The following is a 23265-nucleotide window of genomic DNA, read 5'->3' on the forward strand; positions in this document are numbered from 1 at the left end:
AAGGAAACTCGAGCGACACGGAGCCGAGCGCAGACAGCGCAAGGCCCCCGAACCCGAAAGGGCCGGGGGCCGGACGCTTTGTAGCGCTACGTTACGGCAGCGTACGGCGACCGCGGCCGGAAACACCGACCACCAGGGCCACGCCGACGGCGGCCAGGATGACCTGGACCAGCAGCTCGCCCCAGTCGACACCCGGGGTGTCGGTGGCGATGCCGATCGCGTTGGCGATCACGGTGCCCAGCAGCGCGGCGACGACGCCGATGACCATCGTCAGCCAGATCGGAATGCTCTGCCGGCCGGGGACGACCAGCCGCCCGAGCGCACCGATGATCAGACCGATAATCAGCGCGGTGATGATTCCGGTGACAGTCACGGTCTCCTCCTCAGAACCTCAACCAGGGGGTTGTGCTTTGCGGTTGAGCTTCTATTGCCCACCGGCTCAGGGGACCAAACGGACAGACGATCGGCTCGTCATCACATCGCGCAACACCGCATCCATGGTTCGAAATGCCATCTCGGGCGGGCTGTCCAGGCGGAACCAGGCATACTCGCTGGCCTCGGCCGGATCAAGGGTGATCTCGCCGGTCGCGATCGTGGCGAGCCAGAAACAGTCGAGCACGGGCAGCGATTCACCCTGAAACTCGTACGCGCCAATATACATACCGGCAAAATCGCCCAATTCGATCTCGACGCCCAGTTCCTCGCGGGCCTCCCGGACCGCCGCCGAGGCCGGGTGCTCGAAGCTGTCGCAGAACCCGCTCGGCAGGTCCCAGTGCCCCTCCCGCGGCGGCCGCACGCGCCGGATCGCGAGGAACTCGTCGCCGCGGAGCAGCACCACCCCGCCGGAAGGACGGGGATTGACGTAGGTGGCGTACGAGCAGGCGCCGCACACGACCGGCGGCGCCTGCGTCAGCACCCCGCCGCAGCGGGGACAGTGCCTCATTTCTTCGGCTTGTCCCCGCTCGGCGCGTCGGAGGTCGACAGGGCGGCGATAAAGGCCTCCTGCGGCACCTCGACCCGGCCGACCATCTTCATCCGCTTCTTGCCTTCCTTCTGCTTCTCCAGCAGCTTGCGCTTCCGGCTGATGTCACCGCCGTAGCACTTGGCGAGCACGTCCTTGCGGATCGCCCGGATCGTCTCGCGAGCGATGATGCGGCTGCCGATGGCGGCCTGGATCGGCACCTCGAACTGCTGCCGCGGGATCAGCTTCTGCAGCTTCGAGGCGATCGTGACGCCGTAGTTGTACGCCTTGTCCTTGTGCACGATCGAGCTGAACGCGTCGACGGGCTCGCCGTGCAGCAGGATGTCGACCTTCACCAGATCGGCCTGCTGCTCCCCGCTCGGCTCGTAGTCGAGGCTCGCGTAGCCCTTCGTACGGCTCTTGAGCTGGTCGAAGAAGTCGTAGATGATCTCGCCGAGCGGCAGCGTGTACCGCAACTCGACCCGGTCGGCCGACAGATAGTCCATGCCGAGCAGCGACCCGCGCCGCCCCTGGCAGAGCTCCATGACCGCGCCGACGTAGTCGTTGGGCGTCAGCACCGTCGCACGGACCGTCGGCTCGTAGATCTGGCCGGCCTTGCCCTCGGGGAACTCGCTCGGGTTCGTGACGGCGTGCTCCTTGCCGTCTTCCATGATCACGCGGTAGACCACGTTGGGCGCCGTCGAGATCAGGTCGAGGTTGAACTCCCGCTCCAGTCGCTCCTGGATGATCTCCAGGTGCAGCAGGCCGAGGAAGCCGCAGCGGAATCCGAAGCCGAGCGCGGCGCTCGTCTCCGGCTCGTAGACCAGTGCGGCGTCGTTGAGCTTGAGCTTGTCGAGTGCGTCACGCAGCAGCGGGTAGTCGGAGCCGTCGATCGGGTAGAGCCCGGAGTAGACCATCGGCTTGGGGTCCTTGTAGCCCCCCAGCGGCTCGGTGGCCGGCTTGGCGTTGATGGTCACCGTGTCACCGACCCGGGACTGCCGGACGTCCTTCACGCCGGTGATGAGGTATCCCACCTCGCCGACGCCCAGGCCGCCGCTCTTGACCGGCTCGGGCGAGATGACGCCCAGCTCCAGCAGCTCGTGGACGGCGCCGGTCGACATCATGCGGATGCGGTCCCGGGCCTCGATCCGGCCGTCGATGACCCGCACGTACGTGACGACGCCACGGTAGACGTCGTACACCGAGTCGAAGATCATCGCGCGGGCGGCGCCGTCGGACTCGCCCTTCGGCGCGGGGAACTGCCGGACGATCTCGTCGAGCAGGTGCGCCACGCCCACGCCCGTCTTCCCGGAGACCCGGAGACAGTCATCGGGCTCACAGCCGATGAGGTGGGCGAGCTCCTCCGCGTACTTCTCCGGCTGCGCGGCCGGCAGGTCGATCTTGTTGAGCACCGGGATGATGTGCATGTCGTTCTCGAGCGCGAGATACAGGTTGGCGAGCGTCTGCGCCTCGATACCCTGCGCGGCGTCGACGAGCAGCACCGCCCCTTCGCACGCGGCCAGGCTTCTCGACACCTCGTACGTGAAGTCCACGTGGCCCGGGGTGTCGATCATGTTCAGCACATAGGAGCCGCCGGCCAGGTCTCCCTCGCGGACCGCCCACGGCATCCGGACGGCCTGGCTCTTGATCGTGATGCCGCGCTCACGCTCGATGTCCATGCGGTCGAGGTATTGCGCGCGCATCTGCCGCGCCTCGACCACCTCGGTGAGCTGCAGCATCCGGTCGGCCAGCGTCGACTTGCCGTGGTCGATGTGGGCGATGATGCAGAAATTGCGAATCCGGTCCGGTGCGGTGGCACCGGGCAGGTTCGCGCCGGGGTCGATCGTCGGTGGCACAGGCGTCCGTTCTCCGTACGGGCTTGGGGATCTCGTACATCGTCCCACGCCCGCGCCGTTCCTCCACGCCCCCGGCCACCCTGAGCCTCGACGGCCTGCTCACGCCGGTCGGGCGGCCTGCTGGCAGGCCGCCCGCCGACAGCGGCGCTAGAGCAGCGCGCCCTCGTCGTGGAGCCAGTCGACGAAGCCCATGGCGACCACGGCGGCGCAGTCGACCAGCTCGGCGATCAGGGCGTCGTGGACGCCGGAGAGCAGCGGGACCTGCATCTCGGCGTAGATCGGCAGCTGGCCGCGGTCCGTCGGGTCGCCGACGTAGGCCTTGTAGAAGCGCCGTGTGTGGTTCCACTCGTTGACCACACGGTAGGACCGGTCGGCCCAGTCCGGCGGGACCGTCGCGTGCGGCCGCGCCCGGATGACCAGGATCTCGTCGGACGGCCCCTCGAGCGCGAACAGCACCGCGTGGCGCTCCCAGAGCGCGAGCAGGCTGCCGTCACCGTCGGTCAGGTATCGGATCTCGAGCTGCTCGAGAGCCTGCGCCACCCGCTGCAGCGTCACCGGCGCGATCCGGGCGACGTCGTCGTGGGCTCCGTCGCACGCTCCGACGGCCTTCGGGGTCTCGTCCTCCCGCGGCAACTGAGCGACGTTGGTCCGCGTCTGCTCGACTCGCCATGGCCACCTTGGCATCGTTCCGCGCTCCCTGCTCCCCCGTGCGCCTCCACCCGCATGTGCGGTCCGTCGCCGCTTGTGTTCGCTCGGCGGTAGACCCGAAAGAGGACGGTACCCGTTCGGTCGAGTTTCGGCAGCCCCCAATTTCACCCTTGCACCACCCGTTCGGGTGAGGGTCTTACAGCCGTCTATCCGATGAGGCCATTTCCGGCGGCACGATGCCAGGCAGAGCCATATGCGCAGGCCAGAGCCGTCCATGGACCGGAAATTCGGACATCGACAAAGTCTCCGGCTGCCTCACCCACGAAGCCCATCCGGACGACACCCTGGACGAGACGCTGCGAGACGGGTATGTGCCTGCCGTCGTCCGTGGTGACCACGATCGGCACATGGTCGAGAAGGGCGTCCCGGAGCATCCGCGAGCCGACGGCCCGCCCGCCGACCCCCTCGGCCGCGGCGGTCCGGACGGTCTGCGCGGCGGCCGCGCCGACCCGGCGGACGTCGGCGGCGGGGATCCGCTCGACGACCTCACCGGCGCCGAACGGAATCGACCAACGCCAATCAGTGTCCCGCGATGCGGGAAGCTCGCCGTCAAGACGGGTGAGCAGGTCGGCGCCGAGCACGGTCCGGTCCTGACGCAGTGTGCCCCGGACGCCGCGGCTCACCAGTACACCCCACGGAAGACGGGACCACAGCGCCACCGCGCCCTCCTCCGCGGGCCGCAACCGGACGAGCGCACCGGGGTCCAGCCGGACCGCCCGGGTGACGAACGCCCGGGCGTCGGAGAGGCTGGAGCCGGCTAGCCAAGCCACGGCGAGAGGAACTCCCGCTCGATGTCCTTGACCCGGCGGGGCCGGCCGGCCTGCAGGTCGAAGGGCACGCACACAGTGCGCGCGCGGGACGCGATCTCGTCGCCGTCGAAAAGCTCGTAGGCGACGACGAGCCGGCTCGCCTTGATCTCCTCGATCCACAGCTCGATGCGGACCGGATCGCCGTAGTCGATCGGACGCAGATAGTCGATCTCATGACGTGAGATGACGATGCCGCCCTCGAACGACGACAACCCGGCCGCCTTCGCCGCGGTGAACATCAAGGCAACGCGCGCCTCCTCGTAGAGCGTGAGGAAGCGCGCGTTGTTGACGTGCCCATACGCGTCCAGGTCGGACCAGCGCAGGGCGCAGTGGTAGACGAAGCGGGCCACAATCAGTCGCGGGTGAGCTTGCGGTAGGTGACGCTGTGCGGACGCGCCGCCTCCTGGCCCAGCCGGTCGATCTTGTTCTTCTCATACGACTCGAAGTTGCCCTCGAACCAGAACCACTTGGCCGGGTTCCCGTCGTCGCCTTCCCACGCCAGGATGTGGGTCGCGACCCGGTCGAGGAACATCCGGTCGTGGGAGATGACCACGGCGCAGCCGGGGAACTCCAGCAATGCGTTTTCCAGCGAGGAGAGCGTCTCGACGTCGAGGTCGTTGGTCGGCTCGTCGAGCAGGATCACATTGCCGCCGATCTTCAGCGTCAGTGCGAGGTTGAGCCGGTTGCGCTCGCCACCGGAGAGCACCTTGGTCGGCTTCTGCTGGTCGGGGCCCTTGAAGCCGAACGCGGCGACATAGGCCCGCGAGGGCATCTCGACCTTGCCGACCATCAGGTGGTCGAGGCCGTCCGAGACGACCTCCCAGACGGTCTTGTCACCGTCGAGGCCGGAGCGGTTCTGGTCGACATACGACAACTGGACCGTGTCACCGACCCGGACCATGCCGGCGTCCGGCTTCTCCAGCCCGACGATCGTCTTGAACAGCGTGGTCTTGCCGACGCCGTTGGGGCCGATGATGCCGACGATGCCGTTGCGCGGCAGCGTGAACGACAGGTCGTCGATCAGCGTGCCCCGCTCGTCGAAGCCCTTGACCAGGCCGTTGGCCTCGATGACCACGTTGCCCAGGCGGGGGCCCGGCGGGATCTGGATCTCCTCGAAGTCGAGCTTGCGGGTCTTCTCCGCCTCGTTGGCCATCTCCTCGTACCGCCCGAGGCGGGCCTTCGACTTCGTCTGGCGGGCCTTCGCGTTGGAGCGGACCCACTCCAGCTCCTCGCTGAGCCGCCTCTGCAGCTTGGCGTCCTTACGGCCCTGCACGGCCAGGCGCTGGGCCTTCTTCTCCAGGTAGGTGGAGTAGTTGCCCTGGTAGCCGTGGACGTGGCCGCGGTCGACCTCGGCGATCCACTCGGCGACGTGGTCGAGGAAGTAGCGATCGTGGGTGACGGCGAGGACGGCGCCCGCGTATTTCTGCAGGTGCTGCTCCAGCCACTGGACGCTCTCCGCGTCGAGGTGGTTGGTGGGCTCGTCGAGCAGCAGCAGGTCGGGCGCCTCGAGCAGCAGCTTGCACAGCGCCACCCGGCGGCGCTCACCACCGGAGAGCTGGGAGACCTCGGCGTCCGGCGGCGGGCAGCGCAGCGCGTCCATGGCGAGCTGCAGCTTGGAGTCGATGTCCCACGCGTCGGCGTGGTCGAGCTCCTCCTGGAGCCGGCCCATCTCCTCCATGAGCTCGTCGCTGTACTCGGTCGCCATCAGCTCGGCCACCTCGTTGAAGCGGGCGAGCTTCGCCTTGGTCTCGGCGACGGCCTCCTCGATGTTGCCGAGGACGGTCTTGCTCTCGTTGAGCGGCGGCTCCTGCTGGAGCATGCCGACGGTGAAACCGGGCATGAGCCGGGCCTCGCCGTTGCTGGGCCTGTCCAGCCCCGCCATGATCTTGAGCAGGCTCGACTTGCCGGCGCCGTTCGGGCCGACAACACCGATCTTCGCGCCGGGCAGGAACGACAGCGTGACGTTGTCGAGCACGACCTTGTCGCCGTGTGCCTTGCGCGCCTTCTCGAGCACGTAGATGTACTGCGCCACGGTGCGCCCCTACCTCCGGTCACGATTGCTTGATGTCGGGTCAATCTTTCCAGGCCCGCCGCCGGACGCCCAATCCGGGCTACGGCCGCGCCTCGACGGCGGCGGCGGTGAAGTTCTGGCCCCCACTGACCTTGAGCTCCTTGCGGGAGACCTGGTACGTGGTGCCGTTGTTCCGCGCGACGAACGTCTCACCGTTCTGCGTCACGCCCGAAAGGAGCAGGCCGTTGACATCGGACACAGGGATCTCACCGTCGGTGTAGTAGAAGCCCCGCTGCTTGTCGTGGCCCTGATACCACAGCCCGGTGCCGTCGTCCTCGCGGCAGATCCACACCTCACTCTTGTCGGTGCGGATGTACAGCACAACACGCAGTGGCAACGCCGCATTCCGGTCTTTCGCCTGCACACCCACCCCGATGAAACCCGGGCACTCCTCGGCCTCGGCGGCGCGGGAGCTGGTGGCCACCTTCGTGGGAGACTTTCCGTCACCGACCGATGACTTATCGTCTTCAATATCGCGCTTTCCGAGGATATAGCCCATAAGGGCACCGATGATCGTGAGGATAAGCAATGACAGCAGGACGACCACAACCGTCCGGCTCGATTCCCGCTCGGGCGCGGCCTCGTAGCGCGACATGCCCAGCAGGATCGCACCTGTGAGCCAGCCCGCTGCATGCTGCCAGGCGACCACGAGGATCAGTAGGCTGAAAGTACGAGGGTGGATCACCCAGGGGGAGGACACGACACGTGGCTGGAAACAGTTCATTCGTGGTGGTCGCCAACCGGCTGCCGGTCGACAAGGTCGTCGGACCGGACGGCGAGGTGAGCTTTCGCAGGAGTCCCGGCGGGCTGGTGACCGCGCTCGAGCCGGTGCTTCAGCAACGCAACGGCACCTGGGTCGGATGGCCGGGCGGGGTCGGCGACTCGGAACTGCCGGAGGAATCCTTTGAGACCGGGGGCGTGCGACTGCACCCGGTCTCGCTCAGTGCGGCGGAGGTCGAGCGCTACTACGAGGGCTTCTCCAACTCCAGCCTGTGGCCGCTCTACCACGACGCGGTCGAGACCCCCATCTTCAAGCGCCGCTGGTGGGAGACCTACCGGCTGGTCAACGAGCGCTTCGCGAAGGCGGTGGCCGACGACGCCGCCCCGGGCGCCACCGTGTGGGTGCAGGACTACCAGCTCCAGCTCGTGCCGGCGCTGCTGCGGGAGACGCGGCCCGATCTGAAGATCGGCTTCTTCCTGCACATCCCGTTTCCCCCGGTCGAACTCTTCATGCAGCTACCCCGCCGGGCCGAACTTCTCAAGGGTCTGCTCGGTGCCGATCTGGTCGGTTTCCAACGGCCGCTCGGCGCACAGAACTTCGTCCAGTTGGCCCGACATCTGCTCGGCACCCGCGTGCGGCGCGGCATCGTCGAGTGGGAGGGCCGGACCGTCCGCGCGGAGGCGTTCCCCATCTCGATCGACGTGGAAGAGATGGAGCGCCTCGCCGGGGCGGCGGATGTGCAGGCCAGGGCCAAGGCGATCCGCACCGAGCTGGGTGAGCCGAAGACGATCATCCTCGGCGTCGACCGGCTCGACTACACCAAAGGAATTGAGAGAAGGCTTAAAGCATTCCGGGAGCTGCTGTCGGAAGGACGACTCACGGCGCCGGAGACGGTGATGGTACAAGTGGCTACGCCGAGTCGGGAGCGGGTGGAGCACTACCAGACCCTCCGGGTGAACGTCGAACGTGAGGTCGGGCGTATCAATGGCGAGTACGGACGAGTTGGCCAACCGGCCGTGCACTATCTCCATCAGTCGTACAGTCGGGCTGAGTTGGCCGCTTTGTACGTCGCGGCCGACGCCATGATGGTGACTCCGCTGAGGGACGGCATGAATCTGGTGGCCAAGGAGTATGTCGGCGCGCGCGCCGACGGCGGAGGCGCCCTCGTGCTGTCCGAGTTCGCCGGCGCAGCGGCCGAGCTGCGTCAGGCGTTCCTGTGCAACCCGCACGACCTCGACGGGGTGAAGGACGCGCTCATGCGCGCGATTCACGTCGACCCGGTCGAAGGGCGCAAACGGATGCATGCTATGCATTCCCACCTGCGCTCGCACGATGTCCGCGCCTGGGCGGACGCGTTCCTGGAAGCACTCGGCGCAGCGTCATGACACATCCGCCATCGACCCACCTAGGGTCTGTTGCGAAGTAGAGGTCGGAGCGAGGCGGAGCCCAGGCGCCGCCCGGGCCGCACCCGGCACGGCCGGACACCGGTGTGGTGTCCGGCCGTGGCCGGCGCGGTTCCGGGCGGCGCCTGGGCCCGCCTCGACCCGGGCACTGCTTCGCGCAGGCCCTTGCACACCTCCGATGTACAAACGACCTCCATCGCTCCCACGGACAGGCCGGACATGAACCAGACCTCGGCGACAGGTAACGTCCTCTCGCTCGACCCGGACCTCCGCGCGGCGGTGCTGCGCGTCGCACGCGTGCCGAACCTTCTGGTCGCGTGTGACTACGACGGCACTCTCGCGCCGATCGTCGCCGACCCCACCAAGGCGACTCCCACCGCCGAATCCGTAGCCGCGGTCCGCGCGCTGTCGTCGCTGCCGCAGACGACGGTGGGCGTGATCAGCGGTCGCGCCCTGCGTGACCTCGCCGCCCTGTCGCGCCTCCCCGCCGAGGTGCGACTGGTCGGCAGCCACGGCTCGGAATTCGACGTCGGCTTCATCGACGAGTTGCCGCTCGAGCGCCAGCAGCGCCGGGCCGAGCTCCAAGCCGCCCTCAACGCCATCTGCAAGGACCAGCCGGGCGTGCGCCTGGAGGTCAAGCCGGCCAGCATCGCCGTGCACACCCGGGCCGCGCCGCGGGACGTGGCCCAGCGCGTGTTCGACGCGGTGCGCAGCGGTGCGGCGCTGTGGCCGGACATCGAGGTGACCACCGGCAAGGAGGTCATCGAACTGTCGGTGGTGCCGACCGACAAGGGCCTGGCCGTCGACGCCCTGCGCATGCAGGTCTCGGCGAGCGCGATCGTCTACCTGGGCGACGACGCGACCGACGAGAAGGCGTTCGCCCATCTGCACGGGCCCGACCTGGGCATCAAGGTCGGCGTCGGCGACGAGACGCAGGCCCGGTTCAGTGTGAGCGACGCGGACGCCGCGGTCGCGATCCTCGAGCTGCTGTTACAGACCCGCCGGCGCTGGCTCTTCGGCGAGCAGGCGGTGCCGATCGAGCGGCACTCGATGCTGTCCAACACCCACACGGTCGCGCTGCTCACCCCCGCGGCGCGGGTCACCTGGCTGTGCCACCCGAAGCCGGACTCCGGCGCGGTCTTCGCCGACCTGCTCGGCGACACGGCGGCCGGGCACTTCACGGTCCAGCCGGAGCGCGGCGGGATCCCGCTCGGCCAGCGGTACCGTCCCGGCACGATGACGGTGGAGACCCGCTGGTCCGGGCTCACCGTCACGGACTGGCTCGACCACCACCGCACCGGCAACTCGCTCATCCGCGTGTTGTCGGGCAGCGCGCGGACCCGGATCGACTTCGTGCCGCGGCCGGACTTCGGCCAGGTGCACATCCGCCTGCAGCCGATCGGCGACGACGGCCTGCTGGTGCTGGGTTCCAACGAGCCGATGGTGCTCTACTCCCCCGGCATCGAGTGGGACATCACCTCCGACGGCCACAGCGACCTCGCCCGCGCCACGGTCGACCTCAACGCTGTCGGCGGCACCGCGATGCTCGAGCTGCGGCTCGGCACCGACTCCATCGAGCCGCCGCGGGTGCCGCTCGACGAGCGGCAGATCGCGGCAGAGGCCACGTGGCGCGACTGGTCCGAGTCGCTCAAGCTGCCCTCGGTCGCGCGTGACCTGGTGAAACGCAGCGCGCTGACGCTGCGCGGCCTGTGGCACAAGCCGACCGGCGCGATCCTCGCCGCGGCGACGTCGTCGCTGCCGGAGGAGATCGGCGGCTCGCGCAACTGGGACTACCGGTACTGCTGGCTTCGTGACGCCTCGCTGACGGCCAAGGCGCTGGTCGACCTCGGCTCGATCGAGGAGGCGGAGTCGCTGGTGCGCTGGACGCTGCGGGTCGCCGAACACACCGACGGCCATCCGGAGCGGCTCCACCCGCTGTACACGCTCGACGGCACCGAGCTCGGCCCGGAGGCGGTCATCGAGGCGCTGCCCGGCTACGCCGGTTCCCGCCCGGTCCGCGTCGGCAACGCCGCCAACGGCCAGGTGCAGCTCGACGTGTTCGGCCCGGTCGCCGACCTGATCTGCGCGCTCGCCGACGTCCGCCCGCCGGACGAGGGTGACTTCGCCCTCATGAACGCGATGGTCGAGGCGGTCGAACGGCGCTGGCACGAGCCGGACCACGGCATCTGGGAAGCCCGCCGCCGGCCCCGCCACTACGTGTACTCGAAGGTCATGTGCTGGATGACCGTCGACCGCGGCATCCAGCTGCTCGAGCGCCAGGGCCGCCCGGTGCCGGACGTGTGGCGCACCCTGCGGGACACCATCGCCGAGAACGTCCTCGACAAGGGCTGGAACGAGAAGATCGGCGCCTACACGGTCGCCTACGGCTACGAGGAGATGGACGCGTCGGTGCTCTGGATCGGCCTTTCCGGCCTGCTCCAGGACGACGATCCGCGGTTCCTGGCGACGGTACTGGCCGTGGAGGCCGACCTCCGCGAGGGCCCGACGGTCTACCGGTACCGCTGGGACGACGGCCTGCCGGGCGTCGAGGGCGGCTTCCACCTCTGCACGACGTGGATGATCGAGGCCTACCTGCGCACCGGACGGCGGGCGGACGCCGAGGAACTGTTCGCGCAGTTCATCGAGTGCGCCGGCCCGACGGGCCTGCTCCCCGAGGAGTACGACCCGCTGACCGAGCGCGCACTGGGCAACCACCCGCAGGCCTACTCGCACCTGGGCCTGATCCGCTGCGCGCTGGAGCTCGACCGCTCCTGACCGGGACGGGTGCCGGGCGCCGCGTCATTGCGCGGCGCCCGGCACCCCCGCACTGCTCGGGTCAGCCGAGCGCGTCGACCACCGGGCCCACCACGATCACCACCGGCGGGCGCAGCGCCGCCTCCTTGACCGCGTCGGCGACCGTCGACAGCGTGGCGCGGACCGTGCGCTGGTCGCGCATGGTGCCCTCCTGGACCACCGCGACCGGGGTGTCCGGCGCCCGGCCGTGCTCCTGGAGGACGGCGGCGATCGCCGGAAGGTTCTTCAGGCCCATCAGCACGCACAGCGTGCCCCGCAGCCGGGCCAGGGCGGGCCAGTCGACGAGCGACTCAGGGTGACCGGGCGGCAGATGGCCGGAGACGACCGTGAACTCGTGGGCGACGCCGCGATGGGTGACCGGGATGCCGGCCGCCGACGGCACGGCGATCGAGCTGGAGATGCCCGGCACCACCACGACCGGCACCCCGGCCTCGGCGCAGGCCTGGACCTCCTCGCCGCCCCGGCCGAACACGAACGGGTCGCCGCCCTTCAGGCGAACCACGAACTTGCCCGCACGCGCCCGGTCCACGAGCACGCGGTTGATCTCCTCCTGCGCGACCGACCGACCGTACGGGATCTTGGAGGCGTCGACCAGCTCCACGCCGGGCCGCAACTCGTCGAGCAGCAACCCGGCGGCGAGCCGGTCGACCACCACCACGTCGGCGGCGGCCAGCAGCCGGCGGCCGCGAACCGTGATCAGCTCGGGGTCGCCGGGCCCGGAGCCGACCAGCGCCACCCGGCCGGGGCCGGCGTCGTCCGGGACGGCCACGGCGTCGACGGCGCCGCCGGCGAGCTCCTCGGCGATCGTGTCGCGGACGGCCACGGCGCGGACCGGGTCGCCGCCGCCCAGCACGGCGACCGTCACCGGGCCGTGCCGGGTGACGGCAGGGGTCCAGGCCGTGGCGGCGTGGCGGTCGTCGGCGCGGACGCAGAAGATGCGCCGCTCGGCGGCGGCCTGGCTGACCCGGGCCGCGGCCTCGGGGTCGTCGACCGCGACGTGGACCAGCCAGGCACCGTCGAGGTCGCCGGGCTCGAACCGGCGGGCCAGCCAGGTGAGGCGGCCGGCGTCGACGTGGGACTGCAGGGCGGGGGTGATGTGGGGGGAGACGAGGACGAGGTCCGCGCCCGCGTCGAGCAGGGCGGGCACGCGCCTGGTGGCGACGGTGCCGCCGCCGACCACCAGGACGCGTAGCCCGTCCAGCTGTAAACCGAGGGGATATGGGGTCACTTGTGGGCTACTCCAGCTGAATCGAAAGTGGCAACCTCGTGCAGCACGCGGACAGCACTGGCCACGATCGGCAGCGCCAGGACGGCGCCGGTGCCCTCGCCCAGGCGCAGACCCAGGTCGACGAGCGGTTCGAGCTCAAGATAGCCCAGCGCGACGGAGGCGCCCGGCTCGGCCGACCGGTGGCCGGCGACCATGGCGGCCACGCTGCCCGGGGCGAGGGCGTGCGCGGCGAGCGCGGCGGAGGCCGCGATGACCCCGTCGAGGAGCACGGGAACGCGCAGCGCGGCGGCCCGCAGGATGTAGCCGGTGAGCGCGGCGTGCTCCAGCCCGCCGACGGCGGCGAGGATGTCGATCGGGTCCTCGGCGTGCAGCCCGACGACAGCGGATGTGACGACCGCCACTTTTCGAGCGTGCGTCTCACTGTCGATGCCGGTGCCGAGGCCCGTGACGGCGGCCGGGTCGACGTGCGTGAACGCCGCGATGAGCGCCGCCGACGGGGTGGTGTTGGCGATGCCCATGTCGCCGGTCAGCAGCGCCCGGGCGCCCTGCCGCACCAGGTCCTCGGCGACCCGCATGCCGACCTCGATCGCCTGTAGCGTCTCCGCACGGGTCATCGCGGGCTCGACGCTCAGGTCGCGGGTGCCGGCGCGCACCTTGCGGTCCAGCAGCCCGTCCGCGGGATCGAGGCCGGCCTTCACGCCGACGTCGACGACCGTCACGCCGACCCCGGCCTGCCGCGCGAACGCGTTGACGACCGCTCCCCCGGCGACGAAGTTGGCCACCATCTGTGCGGTGACCTCCTGTGGCCAGGGCGTGACCCCCTGCTCGTGCACGCCGTGGTCGCCCGCGAAGATCGCCAGGGCGGCCGGCTGCGGGATCGGCGGCGGGCAGGCGCCGGCGAGCCCGGCGAGCCGCACGGCGAGTGTCTCCAGCGCGCCGAGCGAGCCCATCGGCTTGGTCAGGCGGGCCTGCAACGCCCGAGCGGCGGCGATCGCCTCGTCGTCCAGCGGCCGGATCGCCGCGAGGGTCTCGTTGAGCATGTTCAGCCTCCCAATACGTCGGACAACACGGCGACGAAGGCGTCACTCGTGGCAGTGTCCCGCACGGCAATACGTAACCAGTCCGGGCCGAGTCCCGGGAAGGTTTCGCCACGTCGCACCGCAAAGCCTCGGGTGCGCAGGGCCGAACGGACCCGCGCACCGTCCGGCACGCGGATGAGCACGAATGCGCTCGCCGGATGCCCGGCGACCGGGATCCCGGCCTTGTCCAGCGCGGCGACCAGGTGCGCGCGGTCGCCGACGAGCCGCACGGCGATCTCCCGCTCGGTCACCACGGCACGCTCGGACGAGCAGGCGATCGCGGCGGCGAGCGCGGGGGTCGACACACTCCACAGTGGAGCGTGCTCGGCCAGCCGGGCGATGAGGTCGGCGGGGCCGAGCACGTAGCCGATCCGCAGTCCGGCGAGGCCCCAGGTCTTCGTGAGGCTGCGGATGACGAGGAGTCCCGGCAGGTCCCGCCGCTCGCTGAGCGACTCCGGCTCGCCGGGCACGGTGTCCGCGAACGCCTCGTCGACGACCAGGATCCGGCCCTCCCTGGCGAGGCCGGCGACCGCTGTGGCCGGATGCAGGACCGATGTCGGGTTTGTCGGGTTGCCGATGACGACCAGGTCGGCCTCCGGAGGTACCGCCGCCAACCGGAACCCGTCGTCCTCCGTCAGGACCAGCCGGTCCACGCGGTGCCCGGCCGTCAGCAGGGCGCTCTCGGGCTCGGTGAACTGTGGATGTACGACCAGAGCCCGCGCCGGCCGGAACGCCTGCGCCAGCAACGTGAACGCCTGCGCCGCCCCGGCGGTGAGCAGCACCTCGTCGGCGGGCCGGCGGTGCCGCCGGGCGACGGCGGCCGTGGCCTCCGCCGGGTCCGGATACCGCGCCAGGTGCGCCAGCGATGCCGCGATCGGCCCGCTCAGCCAGGAGGGCGGCGCCTCCTGGCGCACGTTGACGGCGAGGTCGACGAGACCGGGTGCGACCTCCTCGTCGCCGTGGAACCGCAGCAGCATCAGGCGATCGTCGCGTATCCGGAGTCGATTTGTCCTAGCTTAAGAATGTGATCGCGCGCACGCTGCGAGTGACCGGCGGTTTTGTCGTCCTCGTCCGGACCGGGCTCGTCGTCGGCCTTGCGGTCGCCGCACTCGTCTACCCGCTCGTCGCCGTGACGGGCATCGGGGCAAAACGGGGCGCCGACTCGCTGGCCATGCCGGTCGGCATGCTGCAGACGGCGCTGTCGGCCCAGACGACACACGTCTACGCCGCCGACGGCACCACGCTCCTCGCCCAGTTCTATGAGGAATACCGCACATACGTGCCGCTGTCGTCGATGTCCGACACGATCCGCAACGCCATCGTCGCCGCCGAGGACGCGCGGTTCTGGGAGCACCACGGCGTCGACTACAAGGGTGTCGCGCGTGCGTTCGTCGCCAACCAGCAGGCCGGCAGCGTGTCGCAGGGCGCGTCGACGCTGACGATGCAGTACGTCCGCAATGCCCTGCGCGACTCCGCCGAGACACCGGCCGAGGTCAACGCGGCCACCGAACAGACCGGGGCGCGCAAGCTGCGCGAGATGAAGCTCGCGATCGAGCTCGAGAAACACATGAGCAAGGAAGAGATCCTGGAGCGGTACCTGAACGTGGCCTACTTCGGCCACCGCGCCTACGGCGTGCAGGCCGCCGCCGAGGTGTACTTCTCGAAGCGGCCGGCCGACCTGACGGTCCCCGAGGCGGCGCTCCTCGCGGGGCTGGTGCAGGCGCCGTCGGCGTACGACCCGGCGAACGCCGACCGGAAGGCCGCCACCGAGCGCCGGGACTACGTCATCGGCCGCATGGCCGACCTCCGGTACCTGACCCCGGAGGAGGCCGACGCGGCGCGGAAGACGCCGATCGCGCTCAAGCTCACCGAGCCCCCGAACGACTGCCTGGCGACCCGGCCCGGCTGGGGCTTCTTCTGCGCCATGTTCCGCTCGTGGTGGGGCGAACAGGCCGCGTTCGGCAGCAGCCCGCGCGAGCGGATCGACAAGCTCCGCCGCGGCGGCTACCGGGTGGTGACGTCGCTCGACCCGCGGATCCAGGAGATCGCGCAGCAGAAGGTGTTGCAGCGGGAGAAGGCGCGCAGCCCGTACGCGCTGGGTCAGGTCGCCGTCGAGCCGGGCACCGGCCTGGTCCGCGCGATGGCGGTGAACCGGGTCTACTCGCTCGACCGCGCCAGCAACGGCCCGCACTCCGACCCGCGTCAGCGCAAGCGGCTACGCGGCAACTACCCGAACACGGTCAACCCGTTGCTCGGCGGCGGTGACATGGCCGGGTACCAGGCCGGGTCGACGTTCAAGATGTTCACGATGCTGGCGGCGCTGGAGCAGGGCATGCCGCTGTCGACGTCCATCTACGCGCCGAAGACGTTCGTGTCGAAGTACAAGACCGGCCGGGACAGCCCCGCGCACTGCGGCGCCGACTTCTGGTGCCCGTCGAACGCCTCGGACTCGATGACCGGGCGGCACACGATGTACTCGGGCTTCGGCAAGTCGGTGAACACCTACTTCGTGCAGCTCGAACAGCGTGTCGGGGCCGAGTCCGCGGTCCGCATGGCCGAGCGGCTGGGGCTGCGCTGGCGGACCAGCATCGACAAGCTGCAGGCGTCGGAGGCGAAGGCGAAGACCTGGGGCGCGTTCACGCTGGGCGTCGCCGACACCACACCGCTGGAGATGGCGGGCGCGTTCGCCACGGTCGTCGCCGACGGACGGAAGTGCGAGCCGATCCCGGTGACCTCGATCGTCGACCCGGCCGGTGCCGAGGTCGTCGACGACAAGGGCGTGCCGGTGGCGAAGCCGCGGTGTGCGCAGGTGCTGTCGGCGGACGTGGCGCGGGGCGCGGTCGACGCGGCCCGGTGTGTGACCGGGTATCGCGCGGTGACGGGCGACTGCGGCGGCTCGGGCACCGCCGCACGGGTCTCCTCGACGGTCCGCCGCCCGGTGGCGGGCAAGTCCGGTACGACCGACGACAACCGGGCCGCCTGGTTCATCGGCATGACACCCGGCCTGACGATCGCCGGTTTCATCGCCGACCCGGACAACCCGCTGCACCGCGTCGGCTCGGGCAACGCCGGCAAGCCGCGGGAAACGGTGGCCGAGACGCTGCACGACGCGCTGGTCGGCACGCCGTGGCGGGACTTCACGCCGCCGGGCCCGGCCGTCTCGGGCAAGCGCGCCGCCCGCCACTGACCGTCAGCGGATGTCGGCCGGGACGAGCGACCAGCTCTCCAGGTCGACCCGTCCGCTGTGCAGCGAGCCGGCGTTGCGCAGCAGCCCTTCATACGTGAAGCCGGCCTTCTCCGCGACCCGGCGCGAGGCCACGTTGCCGGGTGCGACCCGCAGCTCGATCCGCTGGAACCGGTGCTCCAGCAACAGCGACAGCGCCACGACGGCCACGGCCTCGGGCGCGACGCCGTACCCCCGCGCGTCGGCGGCCACCGCGAACGCGATCTCCGTCGACCGGGTCAGCCAGTCGGTGTTCTTCGTCCAGAGACACCCGACGAGCCGCTCGTCCTCCCGGCGCACGACGCCGTAGTGGTCACCGGCCCCGCTGTCGCGCCGCTCCACGGCGAGCTCGGTGCACCAGGCATACCCGTCGAACTCGGTCACGTCGTCCTGCGCGATCGGCAGCCACCGCCGGACGAGCCGGTCGGTGAAGATCTCACCGACCCGTTTGTCGTCGTCGGCACACAGTGGCCGGACCAACAACCGCGGTGTCTCGACCAGCAGCGAGGGAAAGCGGCGCAGGGCCACCGACCAGGTCGACACTAGGCAGCCTCGCTCGACCCGCCGGCCGGCACCGGCCCGGCGCCCTTCTCGGGCCCGTTCTCGGACTCGTCGGCACCCGCGGACGCGGCAGCGTTGTCAGCGCCGGTCGCCGCGCCCTCGGCGATGCTGTCCTCCTGCGGGCCGGACAGTTGCGGCTCAGGGCTCGGAGGCTGCTGCTGGGGCGGCGCGAACACGGGTGGTGCGGAGATCGGCGACGCCGTGGGAACCGACAGCGACGGCGAGGCGACGTCGTCGACCGGTGCCACCAGGTCGGATCCGGCGGCGGGCATCGCGGTCACGCCGGCCGGCGCCGCGGACACCGGCGCCGGCACCTGCGACATGGGTGCCGACGAGACCGGCACCGCGGCCGAGGTCGCCGGGGTGGCCGACCGTGGCTGGTCGTCCTCCGACGATGCGGGCGGGGTCGACACGGGCGCGGTCACGCTCGAGGAGAGCCCCGTCAACGGCTGCGGCCCGCCCGAGACCAGGCCGGACGCCTGCTCGGCAACGCCGCCGGCCGGGGCATCGGAAACGTTCACGGATCGGGTGGTCGGCGGCGAGGGCACGGTCGCGGTCGTCGGCACAACCCCAGACAATGGCAGCCCGGCGGCCTCCGCGGGCCCGTTCGCCGAGGAAGGCACCCCAACGCTCGCCCCACCAGCCCCGGTGGACGGGCTGTCCCCGGGCGCCTCGGTGGTGCCGGCCGCCGGCGCGCCGACGGCTTCGCCGCCCCGGGACCCGGCCTCGCCGGCGACCGGAACCTCGGCACCGGGCAGGCCCGCTCCTCCCGAGACAGGCACCGCCGCGACGGACGGCGACCCGGCGGGCGAGAAGGCGGCAGCCGACGTGTACGTGGTCGGCGAGGACGTGGGCGAGGCAGCAGGCGGGACCGAGTCCGCAGATGCCCCGAAGGCCTCGGCCGACGTCCACGGGGTCGGCATCACCGACCCGACACCCGGCCCGAACGGCGAGGACGCCCCGGGCGACGTGGGAGCACTGGCCGGCCGGCCCGAACCGGCACCGAAGGCCGCCGCGGATGACACCGGCCCGGCAGACGGCACGGACCCGGCGGCGAACGCGGCAGGAGACGACACCGGCCCGGCAGACGGCACGGAATCCGCGGCAAAGGCGGCAGAAGACACCGCCGCCTCGGACGGCACGGACCCGGCGGCGAACGCGGCAGGAGACGACACCGGCCCGGCGGAGGGCGCGGAGCCCGCGGCGAAGGGCGCGGGAGACGACACCGGCCCGGCGGAGGACACAGGCCCGGCGGAGGACACCGGCCCGGCGGACGGCGCGGCCCAGAGCGAGCGCACGGTCCCGGCGGCGGGCGGCGCGGCCTCGGCGGAGGGGGCGCCGGCCGGGGGCTCGGCGTCGCCCGGGAGCGACAGGGTCGAGGCGACGCCGACCGGGCGCACCTGGCCGACGGGCGGGATCTGGGCGGTCGGGGCCGGGCCGGCCGAGACCTGGCCGGCGGGGACGGTGGTGGGCGGCGGCGGAACCGCCGGAACCTGGGCCGTCGGCACGGCCCGTGCGGCGGAGACGTGACCGGCCGGGACCTGGGCGGTGGGGACCGTGGAGGACGGGCGGCCGTAGGGGTTGGCGGACGGGGTGGTCCACCGGCCCGGGGCCGGGGCGGCGGTCGCACTCGCGCCGGCGACGAAGCGGCTGGCGATGCTCGGGTGGCCGGCCCAGTGCAGGCCGAGATAGGAGGCGTGGACGCCGCGCTGGACGAAGCCCTCCGCCGGGCCGCCGGCCCACGTCCACGCGGGCTGCAGGCCGGCCCGCGGAGTGATGGTCGTGCGGTGCATCTTGTGGCCCACGACCTGCGTGCCGATCGGCAGCAGGACGGACGAGCTGCGGGCCGTCGCCTCGCGGTAGCCGAGGACCACCAGGTCGGTCTCGCGCGCCGAGGCGTCGACGACCCCGCACATCGGGCGGCCGTTGAAGTCGCGGCAGAGCCAGACCAGGCCGGTGCCCTCGGCCGCGATCGGCTTGCCGGCCGCGGCGTGGGCGGCGACGGCGGCGCGCAGGCGGCCGTTGAAGGTCAGCTCCTCCGCATACGACTCCGGCAGGGCGGCGCCGATGACCAGGCCGTCGACACCATCGGGCAGGGTTTCGTCGCGCAACGGGTCGAACGGCACCACGTCGGCACCGGCGGCCTGCAGCAGCTCCGCGGTCTCCGGGTAGGCGAACGCCACCCCGACGACCGGGCGGCGCCCGATGCGCATGGCGGCGATGGACGCGATCGCGGCGTCGGACGTGCCGGCGGCGACGATCTCCGCCTCGGCGTTCCACGGGTCGGCGGTGAGCCGGGGCGCCGAGCGGGCCAGCGCCATGGTGCGGTCGATGTCGACGGCGCCGCCGATCACCTCGCCGAGCCGGCGAACGGCGCGCATCGCGTCGAGGTTGTGGTGGACGACCGGGGCGACGCCGTGGTGGCGCGACGGCAGCGGCGCGCCGGCGTCACCGATGTCGGTGAGCGCGTGCCGGCGCAGTGCGCCGAGGACCGGGACCCCGATGTCGTCCAGCGCCTCGCGGAGCAGCTGCTCGTGCCGGGTGGAGGCGACCCGGTTGAGGATCACGCCGCCGAGCCAGAGCAGCTCGTCGTAGGCCCGGAAGCCGTGCACGAGCGCCGCGACCGACTGCCCCATCGCGCCCACGTCGACGACCAGGATCACCGGGGCACGCAGCAGCCCGGAGATCTGCGCGGTGGACTCGCTGTCGGTGCGCCCCGCGAGCCCGTCGAACAGGCCCATCGTGCCCTCGACCACGGCGATGTCGAGCGACCCGGCCCCGTGCGCGAACAGCGGCCCCATGCGCTTGGCCCCGACCATGCGCGGGTCGAGGTTGCGCCCCGGCCGGCCGGCCGCGAGGCCGAGATAGGCCGCGTCGACATGGTCCGGCCCGATCTTGAAGCCGGCCGCGCGATATCCCCGCGCGGAGAGCGCCGCCAGCAGGCCGACGGACACCGCCGTCTTGCCGTGTCCAGACGACGGTGCGCTGATCACAAGCCGTGGGATCGTGCTCATCTGTGTTCCTCCGGCGCCTGGGCAGACGTGTGTTCCGGACGATACCGGGTGGGCGCCACTGCGATGGTCCGGAAACGCACGGGATACCGTGCACGGTGTGTACCGGTTTCTCGCGACGCCCCGATGGCTCGGCTATGCCGCGCTGACGGCGGCCGCGGCGGCCGTCATGGTCCTGCTCGGTTTCTGGCAGCTCGACCGATATCATCAGCGTGCGTCGATCAACGAGCGCATCTCGGCGGGCGCCACGGCGACGCCGGCCTCGCTCACCGACATTGTCGGCAAGCCGACGCAAGGCCCCGGCTCGGTCGGCCCGGCCCCGCCGGGCGACATCGAGTGGACGCGGGTCCGCGTCACCGGGCACTACGACCCCACACGGGAGATCCTCGTGCGCGGCCGGACCGTCGACGGCCGGGTGGGGTTCGAGGTGATCACCCCGCTGGTGCTGTCCGACGGGACGGCGGTGCTGGTGGACCGCGGCTGGGTGCCGCCGGCACCCGGGGGTGCGCTCGCGGCGCCGAACGTGCCGCCGGCGCCGACCGGCGACACCACGGTGGTCGGGCGGCTGCGCCCGCCGGAGAGCCGCGGTGGGGCCCCGCAGGAGGTCAACGGCCGCTCGGAGATCCGCCGGATCACGCCGGCCGCGATCGCACCGGCGCTGCCCTACCCGATCTTCGACGCCTATGTGACCGCGGACGAGCCCCCCGCCGGGCTGACCGCGGTGCGGCCGGCGAAGGAGAACGCACTCCAGAACGCCGGCTATGTGCTGCAATGGTGGCTCTTCGCCGCGCTGACCGTCTTCGGCTTCGCCTACCTGGCACGGCGCGAGGCGCGCGGCCCGGCGTCCGACGACCTCCTCGCCGACGAGGACGAGGAGGAGGGCGAGGCGGACGGCGAGGACGGCGACGCGGCCGGGACCGACGCGACCAGCGGGGGCGTGCCTCATCGCGCTCCGCGGTGAATCGCTCGCACCGCCGCGATCGTGTCGGCCTCCTCCGGACGCTTGTCCTCGCGATACCGCAACACGCGCGCGAACCGCAGCGCCACGCCGCCCGGATAGCGCGGTGACGTCTGCACCCCGTCGAAGGCGACCTCCACGACCAGCTCGGGCCGCACCTTGACGACCCATTCCGACTCCTCGACCGCCAGCTCGCGCAGCCGCTCGGTCTGCCAGCGCAGCATCGCGTCGGTCATGCCCTTGAACGTCTTGCCGAGCATGACAAAACCGCCGGTCTCCGGGTCGCGAGCCCCCAGGTGGAGGTTGGACAGCCAGCCCTTGCGGCGGCCGTGGCCCCACTCGACGGCGAGCACCACCAGGTCGAGCGTGTGCCGGGGCTTGACCTTGACCCAGGCGGCGCCACGGCGGCCGACGTCATAGGGCGCTGACGCCGACTTGATCACCAGGCCCTCGTGGCCCTCCCGCACCGCGCGCGCGAACGCGGCGTCGGCGTCCTCCGGCGAGGTCAGGATGGTGCGCCCGACCCGCAGGTCCGGCGGGACGGCCTGCTCGAGGGCCGTCCACCGCGCGGAGGCCGGCTCGTCGAGAAGGTCGACGCCGTCGAGGTGCAGGATGTCGAAGAAGAACGGCCGCAGCACCGACACGCCGTCGCGGCGGGCCGCCCGGCTGGACGTCTCCTGGAACGGGATGGCGCGCCCGGTCTCCTCGTCGACGCCGACCGCCTCGCCGTCGAGCACGACCGACTCCACCGGCAGCGCCCGCACCGCCTCGACGACACCCGGCACGCGGGCGGTGAGGTCGTCGAGGCTGCGGCTGAACACGCGCACGTCGGCGCCGTCGCGGTGGACCTGGATGCGCACCCCGTCGATCTTGATGTCGGCCGCCGCCGGGACGCCCGTGGCGGCGAGGGCCTCCGACGCGCTCTGCGCGCTCTGCGCGAGCATCGGCGCGAGGGGGCGGCCGACCGTCAGCTGATACCGCTCAAGGGCGGGCGCCCCGCCGATCAGCGCGGAGACGGCGACGGCCTTCAGGTCGCCGGCCAGGAGCAGGGCGCGGCGAATGGTCGCGGGTGGGAGGCCGGCCGCTCTGGCGAGCGCCTCACCCAGGAGCCCGGCCTGTGCACCCTGGCGCAGCTCGCCGCTGAGGACGCCGATCAGGAACCGGCGCTCGGGCCCGGTGGCGGCGCCGAACAGCTCCCGGACGAGCTGCTTGCGGGACGCCTGCGATCCTTTGCCGGAGAGTGCGGACATCCGCTCGAACGCCAGGTCGACGTCGGCGACGGTGAGGGTGGGCTCGGCCGCGGGCGGGGGCAGGTCACGGAGGCCGGCATAGCCGACGCCGGTGGTGCGCTGGCGCAGCTCGCCGGAGAGATGAGCGGCACCGGCGGCGATCGTGCGCTCGTCAGCGGTGGCGCCGAGATCACGCAGCGCCGTGGCGAGAAGGTCGATCTTGACGTTGCGCGCCGAGGCCGCGGCGACTGCATCGGACACCTGCGCCAACTCCAGAAACCGCATACCCGGATTCTGGACCAGGGGTCCGACAAAAACCGGCCGGGAATCGATCAGCGGTACGCCAGACGTACCTGATCGAGGACCCAACCCATCCGGCTGACCGCCGTCTCGGGGTGTTCGCCGAACTCGTGGGCGACGAGGGCCGCGCAGCCGCGGGGGCCGTGACGCCGGACGCTGATCATGACCGCACGGCGGATGCGGTCCACGCTGACATGCTCGGAGGACTGTACGTCGGATACGAAGAGCGCCTCGGCACGGACGTGTTCGAGCAGCTGTGGCGTCATGACAATGCTCCTTTCGCCTGTCATCAGCACACGCTCCGGCCGGAGCATCACGATGTCCGCCGGGTTG

The 23265-nt window shown here is 71.5% G+C and carries 19 protein-coding genes; 4 read left to right on the forward strand and 15 right to left on the reverse strand.

The window, feature by feature from the left end; genetic code table 11:
- Positions 1 to 91: 91 nt before the first annotated feature.
- The 8 genes from Dfulv_RS41080 to Dfulv_RS41115 all read right to left on the reverse strand — a co-directional run bounded on the left by Dfulv_RS41080 (position 92) and on the right by Dfulv_RS41115 (position 7105).
- Positions 92 to 373, reverse strand: coding sequence for a GlsB/YeaQ/YmgE family stress response membrane protein (locus Dfulv_RS41080; RefSeq protein WP_259859215.1), 282 nt, complete (start codon positions 371 to 373; stop codon positions 92 to 94).
- 66 nt (positions 374 to 439) lie between these two features.
- The gene (locus Dfulv_RS41085) at positions 440 to 916 is read right to left on the reverse strand and encodes an NUDIX hydrolase (protein ID WP_259859216.1); all 477 of its coding nucleotides are present in this window, start codon (positions 914 to 916) and stop codon (positions 440 to 442) included.
- 23 nt (positions 917 to 939) lie between these two features.
- On the reverse strand, positions 940 to 2817 hold the full coding sequence (gene lepA, locus Dfulv_RS41090) for a translation elongation factor 4 (RefSeq protein ID WP_259859217.1): 1878 nt from the start codon (positions 2815 to 2817) through the stop codon (positions 940 to 942).
- Between the two features lie 147 nt (positions 2818 to 2964).
- Positions 2965 to 3501, reverse strand: a complete 537-nt coding sequence (locus Dfulv_RS41095) for a type III secretion system chaperone family protein (protein WP_259859218.1) — start codon at positions 3499 to 3501, stop codon at positions 2965 to 2967.
- Between the two features lie 170 nt (positions 3502 to 3671).
- Positions 3672 to 4295: a hypothetical protein gene (locus Dfulv_RS41100; RefSeq protein ID WP_259859219.1), complete on the reverse strand. Its 624-nt coding sequence runs from the start codon at positions 4293 to 4295 to the stop codon at positions 3672 to 3674.
- Complete coding sequence (locus Dfulv_RS41105) at positions 4283 to 4687, reverse strand: acyl-CoA thioesterase (RefSeq protein ID WP_259869185.1); 405 nt, start codon at positions 4685 to 4687, stop codon at positions 4283 to 4285. Before Dfulv_RS41105 ends, Dfulv_RS41100 begins: the two co-directional genes overlap by 13 nt.
- Positions 4687 to 6366, reverse strand: a complete 1680-nt coding sequence (gene ettA / locus Dfulv_RS41110; RefSeq protein WP_259859220.1) for an energy-dependent translational throttle protein EttA — start codon at positions 6364 to 6366, stop codon at positions 4687 to 4689. The genes Dfulv_RS41105 and ettA overlap by 1 nt, the downstream gene beginning before the upstream one ends.
- Before the next feature lie 79 nt (positions 6367 to 6445).
- Complete coding sequence (locus tag Dfulv_RS41115; RefSeq protein ID WP_259859221.1) at positions 6446 to 7105, reverse strand: hypothetical protein; 660 nt, start codon at positions 7103 to 7105, stop codon at positions 6446 to 6448.
- A 5-nt stretch (positions 7106 to 7110) separates the two neighbouring features.
- Between Dfulv_RS41115 and Dfulv_RS41120 the strand changes: the two genes are divergently transcribed.
- Entirely contained in the window at positions 7111 to 8511 is a 1401-nt protein-coding gene (locus Dfulv_RS41120) for an alpha,alpha-trehalose-phosphate synthase (UDP-forming) (RefSeq protein WP_259859222.1), read from the forward strand.
- A 237-nt stretch (positions 8512 to 8748) separates the two neighbouring features.
- Positions 8749 to 11304: a trehalose-phosphatase gene (otsB, locus tag Dfulv_RS41125; RefSeq protein ID WP_259859223.1), complete on the forward strand. Its 2556-nt coding sequence runs from the start codon at positions 8749 to 8751 to the stop codon at positions 11302 to 11304.
- A 61-nt stretch (positions 11305 to 11365) separates the two neighbouring features.
- On the opposite strand, the gene cobA is transcribed toward otsB, so the two are convergent.
- The 3 genes from cobA to cobC are packed head-to-tail and all read right to left on the reverse strand — an operon-like array spanning position 11366 to position 14627.
- Positions 11366 to 12571, reverse strand: a complete 1206-nt coding sequence (cobA, locus tag Dfulv_RS41130) for a uroporphyrinogen-III C-methyltransferase (RefSeq protein WP_259859224.1) — start codon at positions 12569 to 12571, stop codon at positions 11366 to 11368.
- The gene (gene cobT / locus Dfulv_RS41135) at positions 12568 to 13611 is read right to left on the reverse strand and encodes a nicotinate-nucleotide--dimethylbenzimidazole phosphoribosyltransferase (RefSeq protein ID WP_259859225.1); all 1044 of its coding nucleotides are present in this window, start codon (positions 13609 to 13611) and stop codon (positions 12568 to 12570) included. Before cobT ends, cobA begins: the two co-directional genes overlap by 4 nt.
- Before the next feature lie 2 nt (positions 13612 to 13613).
- Positions 13614 to 14627 carry an Rv2231c family pyridoxal phosphate-dependent protein CobC gene (gene cobC / locus Dfulv_RS41140; RefSeq protein ID WP_259859226.1) on the reverse strand — a complete coding sequence of 338 codons (1014 nt, stop codon included), beginning with the start codon at positions 14625 to 14627 and terminating at the stop codon, positions 13614 to 13616.
- A 47-nt stretch (positions 14628 to 14674) separates the two neighbouring features.
- Between cobC and Dfulv_RS41145 the strand changes: the two genes are divergently transcribed.
- Positions 14675 to 16837, forward strand: coding sequence for a transglycosylase domain-containing protein (locus Dfulv_RS41145; protein ID WP_259859227.1), 2163 nt, complete (start codon positions 14675 to 14677; stop codon positions 16835 to 16837).
- A gap of 3 nt (positions 16838 to 16840) precedes the next feature.
- Here Dfulv_RS41145 and Dfulv_RS41150 read toward each other — a convergent pair whose 3' ends face one another.
- Together Dfulv_RS41150 and Dfulv_RS48660 are read right to left on the reverse strand one after the other, a co-directional pair.
- Positions 16841 to 17416, reverse strand: a complete 576-nt coding sequence (locus Dfulv_RS41150; RefSeq protein WP_259859228.1) for a GNAT family N-acetyltransferase — start codon at positions 17414 to 17416, stop codon at positions 16841 to 16843.
- On the reverse strand, positions 17416 to 20448 hold the full coding sequence (locus tag Dfulv_RS48660; RefSeq protein ID WP_319805723.1) for a cobyrinate a,c-diamide synthase: 3033 nt from the start codon (positions 20446 to 20448) through the stop codon (positions 17416 to 17418). The genes Dfulv_RS41150 and Dfulv_RS48660 overlap by 1 nt, the downstream gene beginning before the upstream one ends.
- A 97-nt stretch (positions 20449 to 20545) precedes the next feature.
- On the opposite strand from Dfulv_RS48660, the gene Dfulv_RS41160 reads away from it, so the two are divergent.
- Entirely contained in the window at positions 20546 to 21406 is an 861-nt protein-coding gene (locus Dfulv_RS41160) for an SURF1 family cytochrome oxidase biogenesis protein (RefSeq protein ID WP_259859229.1), read from the forward strand.
- On the opposite strand, the gene Dfulv_RS41165 is transcribed toward Dfulv_RS41160, so the two are convergent.
- A complete protein-coding gene (locus tag Dfulv_RS41165; protein ID WP_259859230.1) occupies positions 21388 to 22917 on the reverse strand; it encodes an ATP-dependent DNA ligase in 1530 nt (509 codons plus the stop codon). The two genes, Dfulv_RS41160 and Dfulv_RS41165, sit on opposite strands and share 19 nt — an antisense overlap.
- Positions 22918 to 22964: 47 nt before the next feature.
- Complete coding sequence (locus Dfulv_RS41170; RefSeq protein WP_259859231.1) at positions 22965 to 23198, reverse strand: hypothetical protein; 234 nt, start codon at positions 23196 to 23198, stop codon at positions 22965 to 22967.
- Between the last annotated feature and the right edge of the window lie 67 nt (positions 23199 to 23265).

This window comes from Dactylosporangium fulvum, from assembly GCF_025137375.1.
Taxonomy (GTDB): domain Bacteria; phylum Actinomycetota; class Actinomycetes; order Mycobacteriales; family Micromonosporaceae; genus Dactylosporangium; species Dactylosporangium fulvum.

Coding starts and splice junctions, on each gene's coding strand:
- cobC (WP_259859226.1), bottom strand. CDS start 14,627: ATGCTGCTGCGGTTCCACGGCGACGAGGAGGTCGCACCCGGTCTCGTC.
- otsB (WP_259859223.1), top strand. CDS start 8,749: ATGAACCAGACCTCGGCGACAGGTAACGTCCTCTCGCTCGACCCGGAC.
- Dfulv_RS41095 (WP_259859218.1), bottom strand. CDS start 3,501: ATGCCAAGGTGGCCATGGCGAGTCGAGCAGACGCGGACCAACGTCGCT.
- Dfulv_RS48660 (WP_319805723.1), bottom strand. CDS start 20,448: ATGAGCACGATCCCACGGCTTGTGATCAGCGCACCGTCGTCTGGACAC.
- Dfulv_RS41165 (WP_259859230.1), bottom strand. CDS start 22,917: ATGCGGTTTCTGGAGTTGGCGCAGGTGTCCGATGCAGTCGCCGCGGCC.
- Dfulv_RS41170 (WP_259859231.1), bottom strand. CDS start 23,198: ATGACGCCACAGCTGCTCGAACACGTCCGTGCCGAGGCGCTCTTCGTA.
- cobT (WP_259859225.1), bottom strand. CDS start 13,611: ATGCTCAACGAGACCCTCGCGGCGATCCGGCCGCTGGACGACGAGGCG.